The sequence below is a fragment of the Candidatus Viridilinea mediisalina genome (assembly GCF_002532535.1).
Lineage (GTDB): Bacteria > Chloroflexota > Chloroflexia > Chloroflexales > Chloroflexaceae > Viridilinea > Viridilinea mediisalina.
Genome location: NZ_NQWI01000106.1, coordinates 1 through 17,863, shown reverse-complemented (window position 1 = coordinate 17,863; position 17,863 = coordinate 1). Strand labels below are relative to the sequence as shown.

15 protein-coding genes are annotated in these 17,863 nt (G+C 54.3%); 2 read left to right on the top strand and 13 right to left on the bottom strand.

All coding sequences use genetic code 11. The features are described from left to right. The 13 genes from CJ255_RS17215 to CJ255_RS17155 all read right to left on the bottom strand — a co-directional run. The coding region (locus CJ255_RS17215) for a PP2C family protein-serine/threonine phosphatase (RefSeq protein ID WP_133117011.1) at nt 1-1,184 on the bottom strand (1,184 nt) is incomplete at its 3' end. A gap of 16 nt (nt 1,185-1,200) precedes the next feature. Beyond that, nucleotides 1,201-3,018: a serine/threonine protein kinase gene (locus tag CJ255_RS23695; protein ID WP_097645334.1), complete on the bottom strand. Its 1,818-nt coding sequence runs from the start codon at nt 3,016-3,018 to the stop codon at nt 1,201-1,203. A 9-nt stretch (nt 3,019-3,027) separates the two neighbouring features. Beyond that, nucleotides 3,028-4,275 carry a VWA domain-containing protein gene (locus CJ255_RS17205; RefSeq protein ID WP_097645333.1) on the bottom strand — a complete coding sequence of 416 codons (1,248 nt, stop codon included), beginning with the start codon at nt 4,273-4,275 and terminating at the stop codon, nt 3,028-3,030. A gap of 2 nt (nt 4,276-4,277) precedes the next feature. Next, nucleotides 4,278-5,102 carry an FHA domain-containing protein gene (locus CJ255_RS17200; protein WP_097645332.1) on the bottom strand — a complete coding sequence of 275 codons (825 nt, stop codon included), beginning with the start codon at nt 5,100-5,102 and terminating at the stop codon, nt 4,278-4,280. A 102-nt stretch (nt 5,103-5,204) separates the two neighbouring features. Further along, on the bottom strand, nt 5,205-6,533 hold the full coding sequence (locus CJ255_RS17195; RefSeq protein ID WP_097645331.1) for a WXG100 family type VII secretion target: 1,329 nt from the start codon (nt 6,531-6,533) through the stop codon (nt 5,205-5,207). Between the two features lie 230 nt (nt 6,534-6,763). Then, nucleotides 6,764-7,042 carry a WXG100 family type VII secretion target gene (locus CJ255_RS17190; protein ID WP_165774777.1) on the bottom strand — a complete coding sequence of 93 codons (279 nt, stop codon included), beginning with the start codon at nt 7,040-7,042 and terminating at the stop codon, nt 6,764-6,766. 74 nt (nt 7,043-7,116) lie between these two features. Next, on the bottom strand, nt 7,117-7,404 hold the full coding sequence (locus tag CJ255_RS17185) for a WXG100 family type VII secretion target (protein ID WP_097645329.1): 288 nt from the start codon (nt 7,402-7,404) through the stop codon (nt 7,117-7,119). Between the two features lie 63 nt (nt 7,405-7,467). Continuing rightward, complete coding sequence (locus CJ255_RS17180) at nt 7,468-8,268, bottom strand: hypothetical protein (RefSeq protein ID WP_097645328.1); 801 nt, start codon at nt 8,266-8,268, stop codon at nt 7,468-7,470. 72 nt (nt 8,269-8,340) lie between these two features. Next, a complete protein-coding gene (locus CJ255_RS17175) occupies nt 8,341-9,090 on the bottom strand; it encodes a WXG100 family type VII secretion target (protein ID WP_097645327.1) in 750 nt (249 codons plus the stop codon). Between the two features lie 77 nt (nt 9,091-9,167). Continuing rightward, nucleotides 9,168-13,673: an FtsK/SpoIIIE domain-containing protein gene (locus CJ255_RS17170; protein ID WP_097645326.1), complete on the bottom strand. Its 4,506-nt coding sequence runs from the start codon at nt 13,671-13,673 to the stop codon at nt 9,168-9,170. An 84-nt stretch (nt 13,674-13,757) separates the two neighbouring features. Further along, a complete protein-coding gene (locus CJ255_RS17165; protein WP_097645325.1) occupies nt 13,758-14,039 on the bottom strand; it encodes a WXG100 family type VII secretion target in 282 nt (93 codons plus the stop codon). A gap of 76 nt (nt 14,040-14,115) precedes the next feature. Beyond that, the gene (locus CJ255_RS17160; protein ID WP_124681988.1) at nt 14,116-14,751 is read right to left on the bottom strand and encodes a hypothetical protein; all 636 of its coding nucleotides are present in this window, start codon (nt 14,749-14,751) and stop codon (nt 14,116-14,118) included. Nucleotides 14,752-14,943: 192 nt separating this feature from the next. Then, nucleotides 14,944-15,186, bottom strand: a complete 243-nt coding sequence (locus CJ255_RS17155; RefSeq protein ID WP_097645335.1) for a helix-turn-helix domain-containing protein — start codon at nt 15,184-15,186, stop codon at nt 14,944-14,946. A gap of 430 nt (nt 15,187-15,616) precedes the next feature. On the opposite strand from CJ255_RS17155, the gene CJ255_RS17150 reads away from it, so the two are divergent. Together CJ255_RS17150 and CJ255_RS17145 are read left to right on the top strand one after the other, a co-directional pair. Then, nucleotides 15,617-16,375 (top strand): sigma-70 family RNA polymerase sigma factor, encoded by a 759-nt coding sequence (locus tag CJ255_RS17150; RefSeq protein ID WP_165774776.1) that lies wholly within the window; start codon nt 15,617-15,619, stop codon nt 16,373-16,375. Between the two features lie 415 nt (nt 16,376-16,790). Next, nucleotides 16,791-17,543: a hypothetical protein gene (locus CJ255_RS17145; protein WP_097645322.1), complete on the top strand. Its 753-nt coding sequence runs from the start codon at nt 16,791-16,793 to the stop codon at nt 17,541-17,543. The last annotated feature ends 320 nt before the right edge of the window (nt 17,544-17,863 follow it).

Below are 17,863 nucleotides of genomic sequence, written 5' to 3'. Positions count from 1 at the left end.
GGCGGTGGGTCACTCGCGGGCGGTGGGTCACTCGCGGGCGGTGGGTCACTCGCGGGCGGTGGGTCACTCGCGGGCGGTGGGTCACTCGCGGGCGGATGCTCCGTAGGCCTTGTTACTGTCGGCGGACTTCCCGGCTGCTGCTGCTGCCCTCCGCCTCCGGGAGCTACGGCAGGAGCTTGTGTTGACACTAGTGGCACTGGTGTTGGTTCAGGCGTTGCTGTTGGCGCAGGCGTTGGGGTCTCCATCAGTCCGGTGGTGGGGTTGAGGATGGGGCGATTGGGGTCTTCCGCACTGGTGAATGAGAAGTTGGTGCCGGGGATTCGGATTTCACCACTAGTACCGATCTGAGCTAGGGCAACCCCCCCAAACGCCAGCAACAGCACGCCAAGCAGCGCCATCAAGCTATGTTTGATCATCCGAATGGGCGGGGGGCGGTCGCCGTTGCGGATCACAATGGCTGAGATGTTGTCGTTACTGCCGTAGCGTTTCGCTTGGCGCACAAGCTCTTCGCTGGCAGCCTGTGAAGACATGCTACGCACCACCTTCTCAATCTCGCGTGGTGGCACGGGCCCCTTGACGCCATCGGTCAGGCCGTCGGAGCAGACGAGGATGATGTCATCTACGTGCAACTCTTCGTTGATCATGTCCACATTGACCATTGCCTCACCCATAGATTGAGCGAGTGATTGATCTTTACGCACATGGTCGCGGGTCAGTTTGCGCGGCGCTTGGCCCTTGCGGAAGAGGATCACTGGGCTGTCACCTACGTTGGAGATGATCGCCCGCCGCTTGTCACGTTCGCCCTCGGGGTCGAGAATCAGTGCCACCGCGAGAGTCGAGCGCATGTTGTTGTCCTTCTGCAACGACTCATCAAAGATCTCGCGGGTGGTTACTTGGATAGCCTGTTGCAGACGTGCCGCTGGACTAATCCCTTCTGGATGTTCGCCCTGGTAGTAGTGGTGCATCAGCCCATTGATGACACGCTCACTGGCAACTTCACCATCTTCGTTGCCCCCTACGCCATCGGCAACGATATAGAGACGCCCCCAGGTGCGACGCAACTGCTCATCAATCTGCTGGCTGCGGTCTTCGACGCAGAGTACTTTGTCTTCGTTATTAGGCCGCCGCCCTCGGTCACAGCGTTTGCCGATGTCAAAGGCACTGGTAAAGGTTTTTGCGGTCATAATGTGTCACCTATTGCTATCTGTCTCTGTCTGACGAAGGAGGTGGTTCTGGCTGAGGTTCTGGCTGCGGTTGAGGTGGCGGAGGCGGTTGAGGTGGCGGAGGCGGTTGCTGAGGCGGTGGCGGTTGCTGAGGCGGAGGGGGTGGTTCGCGCGGTTGATCGGGCTGGGGCTGGGGCTGCGGTTGAGGGGGAGGATCGCTGGCAGGCGGTGGGTCGTTTGCAGGGGGGGGATCGCTGGCAGGGGGTGGTGGCGGTGGCTCAGGTTGGGCGGGCGCAGGTGGTTGCGCTGGTGCAGGTTGCACGGGTCGCGGCACGGCAGGCCGGGCGGTGGCACTAGGGGCTGGGGTTCGCGTAGGTTGTAGCGTGGATGTTGCCTGTAGGCCATGAGATTGCGTAGGCACAGAAGGATCAGCGGCAGGCTGTACCACCTGAGCTACAGTTGCTGTTATGGGCAGTTCTGCTGGTGGTGCAGGTGCCTCTGAACTACGACTGAGATCGAGTTGATAGTGGGGGCACCAGCCCACTCGCCCATCGGGAAGTTGCACGTTGTACCAGTTGTTACGTTGTTCTAGGACATTCAGGGTAACACTGGCAGGAATAAAACGACTCTGGGCGTTGTAACCAATAATCACCCCATCGGTCGAAGGGATATTGCGGAGCGCACAACCTGAATTGCTGGGGCGAACTTGACCGCGCCCTACAGGGGCATTCACCGGCCCAACCGTAGAAGTGGGCATAAGGCCAGTCGTTGGATCCACCACGGGCGCATTGATCTCTGGCGGGTTAATCCCTGGCAAGGCGGGTTGGGCAAGGGCAAGGGTTGCGGTAGGCGGTACCGGGGTCGGTTGCGTTGGTGCAGCCACCCCAGAACTGGCAAAGGGATTGGCAAAGACGAAGAAGATAGCCGCAAGTGCCAAGAGCGCCATAGCCGCATAGCCCACCCATTGCAGCCGATTTGGGCGTGGTGGCGGTAGGGCGGTGACATCGAGGGGAACGCCGTCACTCACCAAAGCCCGATGCAGTTGGTCGGCAAACTCCTCGCAAGAGTCATAGCGCAACTTGTAATCGAAGGCAATGGCGCGAATGATCACATCGGCAGTCGCAGGCAGATCGCGCATACTCTCGCGCACCTTCGCATACCCGCTATCGCGCAGGGCGCTCATCTGCTTCTTATCGCGGTCGGCCCCCGCCTTGAGCAGCGTCTTGCCGGTAAGCATCTGGTAGGCAACCATCGCCAAAGCAAACTGGTCGGTCTGTGGTTGCTCATCGCCATCATACTGTTCAGGCGGCATATACTGGGGCGTACCAAGGCCGCGCTCATTCTCCAGCATAAAGCCCGGATAGCGCCCGGCACTCAGATCAATCAACAGAGCGTTACCCTCTTGATTGACCATAATGTTACCCGGCTTAACATCACGATGCACCACCGGCTTATCGGGGTGGCCATAGTGCAGATAATCAAGGGCACTCGCGGTCTGTTCAACAATTTGAAGCGCCAACCCCGGGGGGATTCCATTGCCAAGCAGATCACTCAGTTCGCTGCCCCCCTCATAAAAGCGCGTCGCAAGACAGAAGGGTTCTTGGGTGGTATAGCTAGCAAGATACTCAACCAGATGGGGATGATTGCGCCCATCTTCCTTGGCACGACGCAACAGCCCCATCTCATTGAAGAAATAGGATTTGATGCTGGCCTCTTGCTTTTCGAGGAACTTGAGCGCCACGGTCGAGCCATCTTTAGTATAGACAGCCTTATAGACCGTACCAGTCAGGCCATAGCCAATCTTCTCGACAATTTGGAAGCTACCGTAGCGTGAGCCTGGGGCTAACTCTTTCATAAGAATCTCTTAGGTGCGCGTAATGCCGCCACTGAGCGAACTACTACGCCCTTTGCTAACCTTATTGCTAACGGCGAGGAGTGCGGTAATGATGAGGGAGCAGATGATCACAAGCGGAATAGCGCGTATGGCATAGGCTTGCAACACCGGGCCGAGATCCATGCTACCTGTGACATCACCCACATTCACATTGACCAAGAGGGGAATGGGGGGGCTTTCGCCACTGGCCGAGCCATCAACGCGAATCGCTAAATTATGGGTCTGGCCATCGTCAAGAATATCGGTGGTATAGCGCAACAGATAGGCACTCTGACCCACAATACTGACATGGTTCCGATAGAAGTCTTTGAGTTCATCACTAGTAGGATTACCAATATAGGCACCATTGGTGCGACTTGCTAGTGTTGTGAGCATAGCGGCATTGGTAGCAATGCGCTCTTGCGGCCCTACCCCCACCACCAGCAACTTCACCTGGCGGGCGGTAGCCTCAGCCACAAGCGCATCAATTGAACCCACACTTGCCACATCGCCCCCATCGGTTACCACCAGAAGATAGGCATCTGCACCACGCTGCGTCGCAGCATCGGCAGTTGCGGCGACAGCAATGGCAATCGTATCAAGCACATTCGTCTTACCACTTCGTGGCGCCATCTGGTTGAGCGTATTAATCACCGCATTGCGATCTTGGACAAAATTGGGCAGCTCAGATGGGCGGATCTGCTCACCAGCAACCGTCGGAACACTCAGGGGAATAAAGAGCCCAATCTGTTCGGGATTACTAGGCGCAATCGGGCGACCAGCCTCAAGGAAATCGGTAATCAAGCCCCGTCCACGGGCCACATAATCGGTCGGATCGCCCGCCACATTCGTCAACAGACTGGCATCAAAGACAATACCAATCGTCGCACCAACCACATTAAGTTCAACCGGCTGACTACCACTCACGGGCAGGGCACCACTTGGCACAGCGGGCATATCCACAGTACGCATCGGGTTCGCAGCGTCGGTGTGAGCCTCAACCAGATCGACAGAAGCATTGATCAGTACATTATTTTCGAGCAGGCGGATATCGCGGGACTGCAAGCCCTGCACATCACGCCCAGTCGCACGGTCAGTCACCCGGAAGAGCACCTCAACGGTACGGCCATCAATACGCAGGCCATAGGTATCAATCTGAGCTTGGGGGATCGTCTGAGCAAAGGCAAGACTTGGCAGCAGCAGTGCCAAACCCAAGGCAACGAAGAGCAAGCGGCGCATCGTTAAGCTCCCGTCTTTTCATAGACCAACGCCACAGCAGAGGACATCGCCGGGGGGCCGAGGTAGATCGTATCGCCGGGCTGAAGATCAAAAGCCGAGCCATTCAATTCATACTCTTGCCCAGCGCGCACCACATAGGTACCATTCATACTCCCTTCGTCCATAATGCGTGGCTTACCACCACTCACCTCCAAGCGCGCATGCTTACGTGAAACGACCGTATCAGTAATCAAAATATCGGCCTCCTGCTTCCCAATAGTCGCATTACGCACAGTGTACTGACTACCAGTAGCCGAGCCTTGGGTCACCTTAAGGATGCCATACTCACCACTTAGTCCAGCGGCGGCGCGACGCGGATTAAGCGCCTTCGTCATAGCCTTCGTAATTGACTGTGAAATCTGCTGCACAATCGGACTAGCGACAGGCACATCACCCACGAGCGAACCAGAGACCATCACAATCACCGAGAGCGAAGCACCAATAATGCCATAGAGGGCCAACGTATCCAGAGCGACCCCCACAGTGCGCGCCATAGCCAAAGGGAAATCCTGGGGACGCTGCGGTATCGTAAAGCCCAATTGCGCCAACGCCTCTTGCAGATTCGTACTGACATAGAACGAAGGAAAGACCAAAAGAGCCGGAATAGCCGCCACCAGCAGCCAGAAGAAGATCAGCGGCGGCGAACTCTTACGGCGTAGCGCAAAAGCCATCAACAGATAGGCCCCACCCGCCACAATCATCGCGGGTAGCGCGGCGAACGTATACCACCAGAGGCGTTCCATCTGCGCGAAGCTCTGCATGTGCGACCAAAACTCGAAGGTGTTCATTGGGTACTCCCCCTACAACAAGGATACAGGATATTGGATACTGGCATGAAGCATCAGGATGCGCTGAATGTCTCTGAACTGTAAAGTACCCTGAAACTTTGTCTAAAACTTAAACGGCCACTGCGGGGTTGGGATGAAGTTCTTAATCTTCTCCTTACCCTTCTCAGCAACATCATTAAGCATCGCACCGGCATCATTTGCGAAATCGGAACCTTTATCTATTACGGATTTAATATTATCTTTAGTACTATCTAACATCTGGTTACTTTTATCAATAGCTGTATTTGCGAAATCCTGGGCACCTTCAGTTATATTATTGTACGTTTCCACTGCTGACTGAACCGTTTCTGAGAGACCCTCCATGACCGCACCTTTTATCTCATTAGCAACATCCATATAAGATTTAGCATCGAATTCTCCATTATCTACACGATCCCATCTATCAGGATCAAAGGGTAGCTTTCCTTCTCCATCAGAGTCTTTCAAAATTTTTGCAACTGTGGAATCTTTATCTCCATATGATCCATGTGCATCATGGAGAACAGTTTTGTACAAATCATACAGATTCATTGTCAAAATGGATTCCCCATTGGGACAAACTCCTGGAAGAGATGCTTTAGTAATAACATCTCCTGGTACACGAAAAGCATTATATTCAACACCATCCGCTTTTCCATGTACAGGTGGAGGTGAGCCAAAAGTTGTAACGGAATTTATTTTAATATTCTTACCACCAATCATGCTTTGATTACTAGCTAAATTCTGTGCAGCAATCCCTCCTTGGCTATATCCAAAGAGATGTACGCTAGAACCATTAGGAAGACTGCGTATGGCTGCGGCTAAAAGCGCCATATATCTTGTATTCCCACCAAGACCAGAAACAATTGCGCTATCCCATCCATTATCTACACCCAAATGATCAGTTCCGTTAATAGTTATAGCATATTCATTTTCACCAACCTGGAAAATTTTTATAGCAGGTTCCTCTTTAAATTTTTCATACATATCAAACATGTTCTTAGGCGCATCATCAGGCAAAGAGATAACATCTTCTGCATCAATTTTATGTTGAGTAGCATCAGCATCAGCACCAGAATTTGCACCCGACTGATCTGAGACTACGCTATTACCCACACCACTCACCCCCTCTTCGCCAAAGACCCGCGCCGCCTCTTCATAGGCATCGGCGGTACGCTGGAGGCGTTGGGCCATATCGAGGATGGTGGCCTGGGTAGGAGCAAACTGGCTATTCACAGCAAACCACGCCCCCTCAGCGGCAGTGCGGTGACGACCACTCCACTGGCTCTGCTGCATGGCGCTCATGGCTTGGCGGGCCTGCGCGAGTTGATCCTCGATCATCTGGTTGGACTGGCGGAACTGTTGGATGGTGGCGCGCATCTGGTCGGTGTCAACGCGGAGTTGGCTGCTCATGGGGGTGATCCTTGTGAGGCGGGAGGCGGGAGGGTGGTTTTTTTGACGCAAAGGCGCAAGGTTCCAGGGATGGTGGGTTAAGAAGCTGTCTGAAAAGCTAGTGGGCACGCGTTTGGAGTGCCGGCTTTAGCCGGCTGAAGCCGGCACTCCAACGCCAGTTCATGAAATTTTCAGACAGCCTCTAAGACTTCGCGGCTTTGCGTGAGCTTGCGGTGGGTGCGCCCGTGGTGTTATGCACCATAGACGCTATCGGCTTGGCGGAATTCTTCGGCTTCAATGCGTAATCCGCGGCTGAGACGTTCGATTTCGCTGAGAATATTCTGGATCTGTTGCTGTTGTTGTTGCCATTGGGCTGAGAAACGAACGCTGCTCTGCCCACGCCAGGTGGCGAGGACGTTTTCGTTCGCACTGGCCATGAGTTGCAGATCACGTTCAATAGTGTCACGAGCGGTAGCAAATCTCGTAGCTGCCTGGTCAGCCTGGTCGGGATCGAGGCTAATGAGAGGCATGGGCCGTTCTCCTTTTTCGATTGCGGGGGGATGTGAGGCAAGCGCAGATCCCATCCCCCCTACTCCCACTCGATTTAACCGAAGCTTGCCGCAGCTTCGCGGAAGCGCTCTTTGGTTCGCTCAAGCCCCTGACTGAGCAGGGTGATCTGATCGATGATCTGGCGTAGACGATCTTGGGCCTCTTGCCACTGAGCCTCGAATTGGACGCGGCTGTTGCCCTCCCAGGTGGCGACGACACTGTTGGAAGAGTTGAGCATGGCGTTGAGCTCTTGTTCGATGCTGTCACGGCAACGATTGAGGGTCTGGATGGTTGCCTCAGCAAGTTCAACATCAAGGCTGATCATGGAATCATAGACACTCATAATGGAATGTTCCTATTCGCTGTTGATATTCTCGCATCTCCATATCACGGCATCCCTATCCCTTCACAGCCGCTCAATCAATTCCTTCAGCATTTCACGCACGGCATCGGCGTCACAAGGTTGGCACTGCAACTCGCTGGGGGAGTTGGTTCTCATCACCCAGAAGCCGTGCTGGTTGTGAAGGATGGTGATGGTGAGCGTCTGTTCTTCGCCGCCGTCACTGGGGCGCTCGATGGCTTGGACGATGGCTGAGTCGCGGGGTGCCGTAAGCAGTTCGGCGAAGATACCGGCGGATGGCTCATCGGCACCAGCGGCAACAATTTGTGCAGGCAGATCTTCGGTGGCTTCGCTGGCGGCGGCTTGGATACGCTCCAACTCAGCTTCGCTAATCGTGAAGGGGCTGGCAGGCGGTGCGCTCTGTTCAGCGATGCCAAGCAGATCAGCGAGGCGACTCGCCACATCGGGAAGTGTGACCGCAAGGGTGAACTGGTGCAACCCCGCGCCAGGTTGGGTATGCTCAACCCAGATGGGCTCGGCGTGGTGGATGATGTAGCTGTCGAAGGCGGTCTGGTTAGCTGGGCGCACAATTGCAGAGATGGAACGGGGCGCAAAAGCGGCGGCGTGAATGGTAGCACGTACTGCGGCATCAAGCAGCAATTGGCCTTCACCATCGGGCATAATAATGCCGCGTGCCTGGAGTGCCCGTCCGGCGGCACCAAGTACCGCCTGGCGCTGATCGGCATCAAAGGCAGCAAGAGGGGCCGGATCGATGCCGAGCATGCCGCGAGCGCGTACCTGCGAGAGAACGAAATAGACCTCTTCTTGGCTGAGGGTGAAGGTGGCGCTGTCATTGGTGGTGGTCATGGGTTAGGTACCTTATTTTGATTTATGGAGGGTGGCTTCTACCGCTTTGTGTTGAGCATAGCGCAACTGTGGCTATGAGTTGAGGCGAAAGAATGGAAGTCTTATGTCTGGGTTAGGGACAAAAGGACGAATATCACTAGGAGAGATAATACGATCAGGTAAGGTAATGACAGACGGTTCTGGTCTGATCCAATTTGGATCTAGTTCTAACCCAGATGGCATATCGGGACGGTATCCAGGTATGGGCATGGGTATAGGTTTGACACTAGGAATATCGGAGGGCATAGGCATAGGCATAGGCATAGGCACAGCGCCAGGCCAAGGCGATGGAGGCGGAAAGACAGGGAACACAAAGTCAGGCCTTGGCGAGTGGGGAAAATATGGGAAGGGCGGCATGGGATCAATTGGCGCAGGCGACGGGAGCAAATCCCTGATGCGATGACCTATCGCATGCAATCCTTCGCTGATACGATGCCTAAAGCTGCCAATGGCGCTACGTGCAGCCTCTAAGACAAAAGCGGTTACACTACCTATGGCGGCACCACCACCAAAGGTAGCAAAGATTTCGTCAAGGCGCTGGGCAAGGTCTTCGAGGCCATGAGCCATGCGAATGAGTTCTTCGGCTATTGGATTATGCTTGACCACAATCTGCGACCAAGCCTGCATACCACGATCACGAGCTTGCCCGCTCCAAACAGCATCAAGAGTGTTCATTGATTGGTGCATGGTACTGGAACCATTGGTGACCTGTTCAGCAACGTTCCGCATTTGGCGTGCAACGTTCCGCATCTGGTCGGTGTCGGCACGGATGATACTGGCCATAGTTGTTTGTTAGCCCTTTGTGTTTGATACTATGCGATGTTCGGCAAGCTGCAATCAACAATCTGAATATGGTATGACTAGCTGGTAGTGCTGGCTTGATCCACTACGGATGCGGATGGGGTAGCCGAACTTGGTTGGGGCGCAGGATAGCTGGCTATGGTGGCATTCAGATACTCGCTACTGGCGTAGGCAAGCTGAATGAGGCGTGGCGGTTGTCCGGTTTCGAGCATAAACCCTCGCCCCGGCGGAATGTCGCTGGCAAGGACGCTCTTGAAGCGGCGATTGATCGGTTGGTAGTAAGGAGCGCTTTCGTTGGCCGGACGACCACTGATCACCTCAAGGCAATTGGAACGTGCGGCCCTGGGTAGGGGCGCACTACTGACACTCATGGGGTCGTTATAAGAAATGATGCAGTGCAATCCGAGATCACTGCCCCGACGCACAAAAGGATCGATCATGTTAGTCACGGGATTATCTTGGGCAACGAGATCCCAGTTGTTGATGATCAGCAGAGTGCGTTTGGTAATGGGTAGACCATTACGGAGCAGCCCCAACCGTTCTTTGAGTTCGCTGCTTAACACCGTAAGGACGGCAGTGAGTTCATCCTTTTCCGTGACCACTGTAATGTCACGTACATCTTTGCTGGGACTAGGCAGAGCAAGGTTGGTAAAGCGACGAATGTGGCTAAGCCCCTCAAGGTCACGGAAGGCGCGCATGCTGTAGTCTACGAGTATAATCTCAAGCACTTCGGGAGCAAAGCGCTGGGCCGCAGCAGCGATGATGGTACGCAGCAGTGAGCGTTTGCCTCCCCGCAAGCTACCAGTAATGAGCATATGGGCGGTTTGTTCGAGCGACCAGATCAAAGGTTGGAGCGCAGAACCTTCAATTCCCAAGGGCAGATCAGTGACCGGACTAGCCGGGAGTTGCGCCAAGAGTGGTGCGAGTTCTGCCGTTGGGGGCAGCAGGCCCAGCGGTTGCGGTTTGCGTGCGCCGGGAAGGTTGAACGCCTTCTTCCATTTGTCGCGCACCAGTTTGGCCGAACTCTCGACCTGTTGTGAGATGTCGCTATAGGCCACGGCGGCATCTTCGGCTGTAGAGAGATTATCTGTAGTGACTTGGCGCATTTCCAGAGCGGGCAGAGCGATTTGGGCCTCCACTGGGCGAGGAGTACCTGGTAAAAAGGCGCGCCCCGACTGATCGGGCTTGATGAGCTTACTTGCGTAATTCTTACCAATGAGTGCAGCCGAGTCATCATCGCTATTGAGCCGCAATGCGATGCGTGTTTCAAAATTGGCAAGCAGCGAACCAACTTCACGCATCAGATACGCAGAAACAAGGAAGTAGATACCGTAGGCACGACACTCTCGCATGAGCGTCTTGAGAGCGTCGCCAACGATCTCATTCTGACTTGTCAGTTCAGCAAGGTTATCAACCACAATCACGATGGCAGGAGGAGGGGCAGGCATGGTCTCTGGCTGACGGGCATGACGATCGCGGTACTGAGGAAGTGCAGTGATACCATGCTGCTGGAAGAGGGTACGACGATCTTCCATCTGGCTTTGGAGTTCGACCAGCATGCGCTCGATCAGCAGGTGCTGACGGGGGGCCAGAACATGGGCAATGTGGGGCAGTTTCTCACTCATGCCTAGACCACTGGCAGCACTATCAATGACATAGAACCAGAGATCACTTGGACTATGGGCCTCAGCAAGCGCCAGCATAATAGTTTGCAGCAGGGCCGTCTTACCACTTCCAGAAGCGCCCATCACAAGCAGGTTGCCTCCCGTAGCAGCCAGATCGGTGGTCAAGAAGGTATGGCAAGCCTGTTCAGGCTGATCAATCAGACCGTAGGGCACATCGAGCCAACGGGGGGATTGCGCTTGGCGTTGTAGCAGATTAGCCAAAGGCAGGGTTGAAGGAAGCGGCTCCTCCCAGATACGATAATGTTTTGCGGCATAGCGCTCTTCAAGGGTGCTGATCATTTGGCGTGCAATGAGGCGGATCTCGCTGATCTGTTCGCGATCACCAATGAGCAAACTAATCAAACCATTTGAAGCAACCCTAATCTGTTGCTCAATCGCCTCGGCTTCAGTCAATTGACTAGGATCAAACTGCAACTGATTGATGGTAGCCAGTAACTGACGAATAGCATCCTTAGCTACATTATGTTGTGCTTGTAGCACTGCTGCAGAACTAGAGCGATCAAAAATCTGATCAAACTGGCTACACATGCTCTGAGCAGTCTGCCCAATCAACTGATTGCGTACCGCATCGGTCATAGTAGCCTTCAGCTTCTCAACCAGATCTTCGAGTTCAGTCTGGAACATATGCAGTGCCCGTGTTTCGCTTGTATTGACACGCACATGGCCAGTGATACCAACCTCACGAGTACTGCTACCAGTCATAGGACGGTAGATAGAGGTAATGAGTGCAGATTGAAATATGCGTACACCACTATTCTTATCACGGAGAAAACCTCGACCTGGGGTGTCAGTACCAAGCTGAGAAGCATCAGGAACACCCAGCATGGCACGACTATCTTCCTTAGAATTGACGCGCAATGACATCCAGTAGCTCAGATTATTGAGCAGCCCCTCTTTGATCAGTGAGGGTTGTTGGGTGGCAAACAGCAAATGGACACCAAGGCTCCGGCCCTGCTTACCAACGCGGATCAACTCATCCTGAAACTGAGGATAGTCACGAATCATTTCATCAAATTCATCAATGGCAATGAAGAGATTGGGTAGATGCTGGCCTGGTTGATCAAAGCCTTTACGCCGATAGTTCTTGATATTGGGCACACCCTTGGCGCTAAGCAAGCGTTTGCGTCGATCAAGCTCACTATTGATGGCAATCAATGCCCGTTCGGCCATAAAGCCAGAGAGATCGGTGACCATCCCAGCGGTATGGGGTAGCGTGATGAGATCCTGGAAGGTAGCCCCACCCTTAAAGTCAATCAGCAGGAAATTGAGGCGGTCGGGATGGTGACGAATAGCGAGTGCCATGAGGAAACTAAGCAGTAATTCACTCTTACCTGCACCAGTAGCGCCAGCAATCATGCCGTGTACGCCGTGGATACCTTCATTGAGGTTAATCTCCATCGGCTGATCGGCACCTTGGGCCCCAACTGGGACGGGATGCCAGCTATCTTTGGGCATTTGTGACCAGTATTGGTAGGGATCATAGGTGGCAGCATCAGCAATCTGGAGCAGCGACAGGAGTGGAACATTGCGCGGCATCTCACGGCTACCATCGGTATCGGCCAATTCAACAGGAGCGATACACAGAGCAAGATCGCGGCTTTGCACCGTATTAGCCGCATCAGCTTTGAAAATACTGTAGCCACCACCAACCCCCGCAATACCCAGGCGCGCATGCTCTACCGAACCACCATGATTGAGATCGATATAGCCACCACACTCACTCGGCACATCACGCACTTCAGGCACAAGGCAGATGGCACTAACATCAAGTTGGCGAGCATTGATCAGCGCAGCAAAAAGGGGATACTCTTCGCGATAGCGATAGTAGTCACTCAACAAAACCACAATATGGGGACGCTGACCGCGCTGTTCATCCTCACGGCGGCGCTTGAGCTCTTTAGCTAGAGCGCTAACTACCCGTTGGGCATCTTCAGGATCACGGTCGTAACGAGCAAGCAGACGGTAGCTTTCATCGCCATCAAGCGAGCGAGTATGGGGCAGGTAGCGTAACCAATCCCAAGCATCATCAAAGCTCGAATCCCAAAAAGCAGCAATCCGCACCTCAGTAGATGCGTGGTGAATAGTAATTTGCCAGATCAACGCTTGAAGGACATTGAGCGTGCGACCACTTGGCCCAGCGATCCCCAAGGAACCAACACGACGCAGGCTCACCCCAACAGGCACATCGCGCACTAAACGAAACTGTTCGGCCAGCATGAGCGAGTCTTCGACATCCTTGCTGTACGCATTGACAGTTGGCGGCTTAATGGTCAGGCTCGTTGGGCGATCACCACGTCCGATACGCAGGGTGAGGAAATCGGCATCCTCTGGGCGACGCTCCCACAGGCGGGCAGCAGGCACCGCTGCACCAGCCTTATTGACTTCACCCTCAGCAATCTGGAGTAGGTTCTTAAGATCGGGATCATTCTCCTCATAGTAACTCCGCTGCTGGCGCTCCAACTGCTGGAGTTGGCGACGAATACGTTCAAGAGCTTGCTGGTACGTTTCGCGGTAGGTAACGAGTGCCGCTTCGTACTCGCGCTTCTGCTGTCGATAGGTATAGAAGGCCACCCCACCAGTAAGCATACCAATGATCACAATTGGCAAGGCGCTCAACATCGAGTTAAAGCCACCAGTACTAGCACGAGCTGCCGCAATGGCCAAATAGACCAGAGATGAGGCCAAGGGAATAATGATACCAAGCATTCGCATGCCACCGCGCATCGTGGGGGCTTGGGGAGGGCCAGGGATGGCAATCTCATCGTCGGGCAAGGTACGTAGAATACGTGGCGGACGATTGAAGAGCGTGATCGCGTGATCCGGTGCGGTTGCAACCGCTGTACTCGAATCACTAGGCTCAGTTGGAGCAACAAGAGTCATCGCGAAACTCCTGATAAGACATGACCTTCGTTGACTATTGAGCCAGGGAGGGTTTGACCCTCCCTGAAGGTAGAGCTAAAAAAATTACATAAAGCTACTACTGGAGTCGGCATCAATAATCTGCTGACGTTCGGTGGTAAGACCAGTGATCATCGGCTGGAGTTCATTGATCGAAGTTGTAAAACGTGAACGCCAATCCTGCCATGTGTTATTGAACTGAATCTGAGCATTACCTTCCCATGCACCCAACAGGCCATCAACTGAGCCACCGAGGGCACTCAGTTGAGCATTGAACTCCTCCATCGTGCGACGCATCGTGTCAATGGTCTGCTGTGCCTGATCGATATCCATTCGGATCATGGTCATAAGAAAGCCTCCTTTGATGTGAACGAATAACTATTGTGACGACGTGGACGTATCAAACCAGCCCTTACGGGAGAAACTAACGTGTAATCGAAGTCGAATGGAGCCGAATCGTGATCGGCCAACCATCACGGCCCAAGAGCAAAGTTACCGTTTCTTCGATCTGAATTGCCTCATTACGACTGTATTTGGTACCACTGATATAGACAGGATGATGGGCCATGAGGTACCAACTCTGTTTCCAGACGATGCTACAGTGACCATTATCGCTTCGGCTTACAGCTAACAGACGTGATTCTTGGCGCATCCACATGAGCGTGCGCTCAAGCGTACTGACCGATTTGGGTAGTTCGCGCAGCAGATAATCACGGTTAATAACCACCCCTGTCTCTCCAATTTGGCGCACGCAGCCTGGTGCAAGTTCAATAGAACAGGGCGAAAAACTCGGTAAGGGACGTGAACTGGGGCTTGGATTTGGCGTTGTAGCTGTGGTAACACGCTTACTTGTAGCCGGTCCACGCAATGGTGCTGTACCCGGAGCTTTGCTCTGACTAGTTGTAGTTGGTTGTGAGGTTGTGCCTTGCCACCAAGGATGGCATGCATCAGTGAGAAACAACTCTTGGTAAGCTTGAAAGCGCAAATCACGCAGTGACTTCTTGGGATCAACTGGAACTTTCTTGCCTTCACTCTCACGGTAGAGTTGGTAACGAATCATCTCTCCTTGGCTATCCTGTTCAGCTAAAAGATAAACCTTCTTCCAATCAATGATCAGATCACCAAGGGGACGTTCTGCAGGTACGACAAGTTCACGAAGATCTGAAGAAGATGGTCCAATGTAAAGTCGAATGGTAATGTCTGCCATAGTACAACCTTGCTAAAAATCTGTGTTTTTACCATTCTTATCGGATCACTGACGATCCAAGAGACTATGGGCGATTAAGGGCGTATCACTCATTTGATCGTGCCCCCGCTGCTCCCGAATGAAGCCCTCCAATTCCCCTCGTTGCACGCGCCAGCCTTTGCCAATTTTGAAGGCGGGCAGTTTGCCGCTGCTGCACCAGCGGCAGACGGTGGCACGGCTTACGCGCAGGTATATGGCAACCTCTTCGACGGTGAGAATTTGGCTTAGCGGGACTGCTGCTTCTGTCATGGCCACGCGCCTCTCTTCTGTGGTCTGCTTGCCGCCATAGGCATGCGTTGGAGTGCCGACTTTAGCCGGCTGAAGCCGGCACTCCAACGCCAGTTCATAGATTTTTCAATAGTTTCAGGGTACGAGGCAGGTGTTCTGAAGCCTCAGCCCTATTTCCTATTTCCTATTTCCTGTTTCCTTCTCTTACTATCTTAGTACCACAACGCCCCCTTTTGTGTGCATTTTGCTCCGTAAGCGCTTGCTGATCCTCTTTTGATCCCGTTTTGCGCTCATTGCAGTACATTGATCGCAGTTACGCTGTTTTACGTTGGTTCGTTGCTGTTGTATACTAGGGGCTGTACACGGTGGGGGGGCTGCTCGCAAAACGTTGTTGCTGCTTGGGCTATGTTGCCTTTTCGTTCCACGTTATGACATGCGAGGGGGTGTGCGCATGGATGGTGCTGCTTCGTCTGTTGATTGGGTTGCGTTCGTTGAGCAGTTGAACGCTGAACAGGGATGGGGCTTTGCGCCTGCTGATGTGCTTGCGTATGTGGCTGCGCTGCGTTCACTGCTGCCGCCAACGGCTTCGCCCGCGAAGCTGCGGCGCGTCTGTCTGAACTATTATGCCGATGCCCCCCTCGTGGCCGCGCTCTCGGATTGTCAGCATCCCAATTATCATGCCGCATGGGTTGATTGGCATGGCTTCGCCTTTCAGGTGCTCTATAGCTCCGGTTGGTTCGCTTCTGATGATCCCGCCTGCGATACTGAGGATCTGGCTCAGATGACCCTGCTTGAACTGCTGCGTTCGCTCCCTTCCTTTAACTTCGAGAGCCGTCTGCATACATGGGCCCACGCCGTGATTGTGCGCAGTGCCCAGCGCGCCGGGCGTGACCGCTGTACCGCTCGGCGGGTGCAGCAGCGCTTTGTAATGCGCCAGCAGAACGCTACCAGCCAGTTTGCCCCTGAGTATCAGCAGCCTACGGCCTCTACCGAGGGGCGTGTCTTGAGCCAGTTGGTCCACGATGTACTCATGAAGACCGCGGACCTGCGCCTGCCTCAGATTTTTTTGCTTCACGCTCTGCGCGATCTGACCTCTGATCAGATTGCGGCGCTGCTCCAGCTCAAGCCCGCCCGTGTGCGCCGTCTGCTTGGCCAGGCTCGTGGCATTGTGCGCCATAGTCCGGCGCTTCAGGCTTGGTGTGCTGATTGATGCTTCAGGAAGAGAGTTCTTGAAGAGGTGCAGAGAGATGCACCATAGAGACACAGAGAACACAGAGATGTTTGGGGCTATGAATGACTCTGTGCCCTCGGTGGTGCATTTCTCTTAGGGAAGCAGAAATTGTTACGTATCCCAGCAGCCTGTCATGCTGAATCGTAGTGCCGACGTTAGTCGGCTGAGAAGCTGTCTGAAAAGTCTATGGGCACCCGTTGGAGTGCCGGCGTTAGTCGGCTAACGCCGGCACTCCAACGGGTGCCTCATTGTTTTGTCATGTGTCATGTGCCGATTGACACCCTATCGGTCTGGTAGTACCATGCAAGGGATGGTCTCCGGTTCCTTGGCAGTGCGAGCGCATCCTGATGGTGCACCACGGTAACTAGGATCCTTTGGTCTACTAGGCGAGTGTATGGAGCTTAACTTTTGTTCTGAGATTGCTACGTGGCTGGAGAGCCTTGCGCCCGATCGCGTGCCTGTGGCACCGCCGCCCGAATTGTTGGCCCATGTTGCGGGCTGTAGGCGTTGCCACGCGGCCTTGCTGCTGCTGGCTGCTGCTCAACTCGGGGAAGCATGGAGCCCCGCTGAACTTGATTGCGACCAGTGTAGCGATGATCTGCCAGCGTTTATTGATGTGCAACGCGATGAGGGTGGCCGCGCAGCCCTACGTGAGTACCCCCATGTCTGGTGGCACCTCTGGCATTGCCCCGATTGTGTCGAGGTCTACCATATGGTGCTGACCCTACAGCAGGCTGAGGCCGAGTTGCAGTTGCCGCCTTTGCCCCTCTGGAGCCTTGTGCCCCAGCCTGAGGTGGCCCATAGAGCCCAAGCAACGTTGGCCATCCATAACTTTGCGTTAGCACCAACCCTGCCCCAGCCTGCATTGCCTGCGGGTGTTGCAATGGGTATGACAGTACACTATGCCGGGCATGATCAGGACTATGCCTGTGAAGCCCATGTGCGTCAGTTGTCGGATCAGTGGTATGTGCAGGTGACCCTTGCGCCGCCGTTGGCTGGTACGGTGGTGCTGCAACTCGATACGGCCATCCTGCGTGCCCCCCTTGACCATGAGGGCCGTGCCGCGCTTGGGCCGTTTCCCCTGGAGTTGTTGCCCCATGGTACTACTGTTAGTTTGGATCTGCGGGTAGAGACTGAGGATCGGTGAGATACAGAGGTTTTTCACCACAGAGGCACTCTGAGGGCACAGCGATGCTGAGGTAATGCCAATTACGCAGTAGCGCAAAAGGAACGCTGTGTAGGGGCACGGCGCTGCCGTGCCCCTGGGGGCTACGGCGACCACGGGGATGGCACGGCGCTGCCGTGCCCCTGGGGGCTACGGCGACCACGGGGATGGCACGGCGCTGCCGTGCCCCTACGGTCTATGGTCAAGGGAAGCAGAAATTTTTACGTGTCCCAGCAGCCTGTCATGCTGAACAAAGCGAAGAATCTCGAAATTTGGTTACCACAAGAGACCTTTCGCTTCGC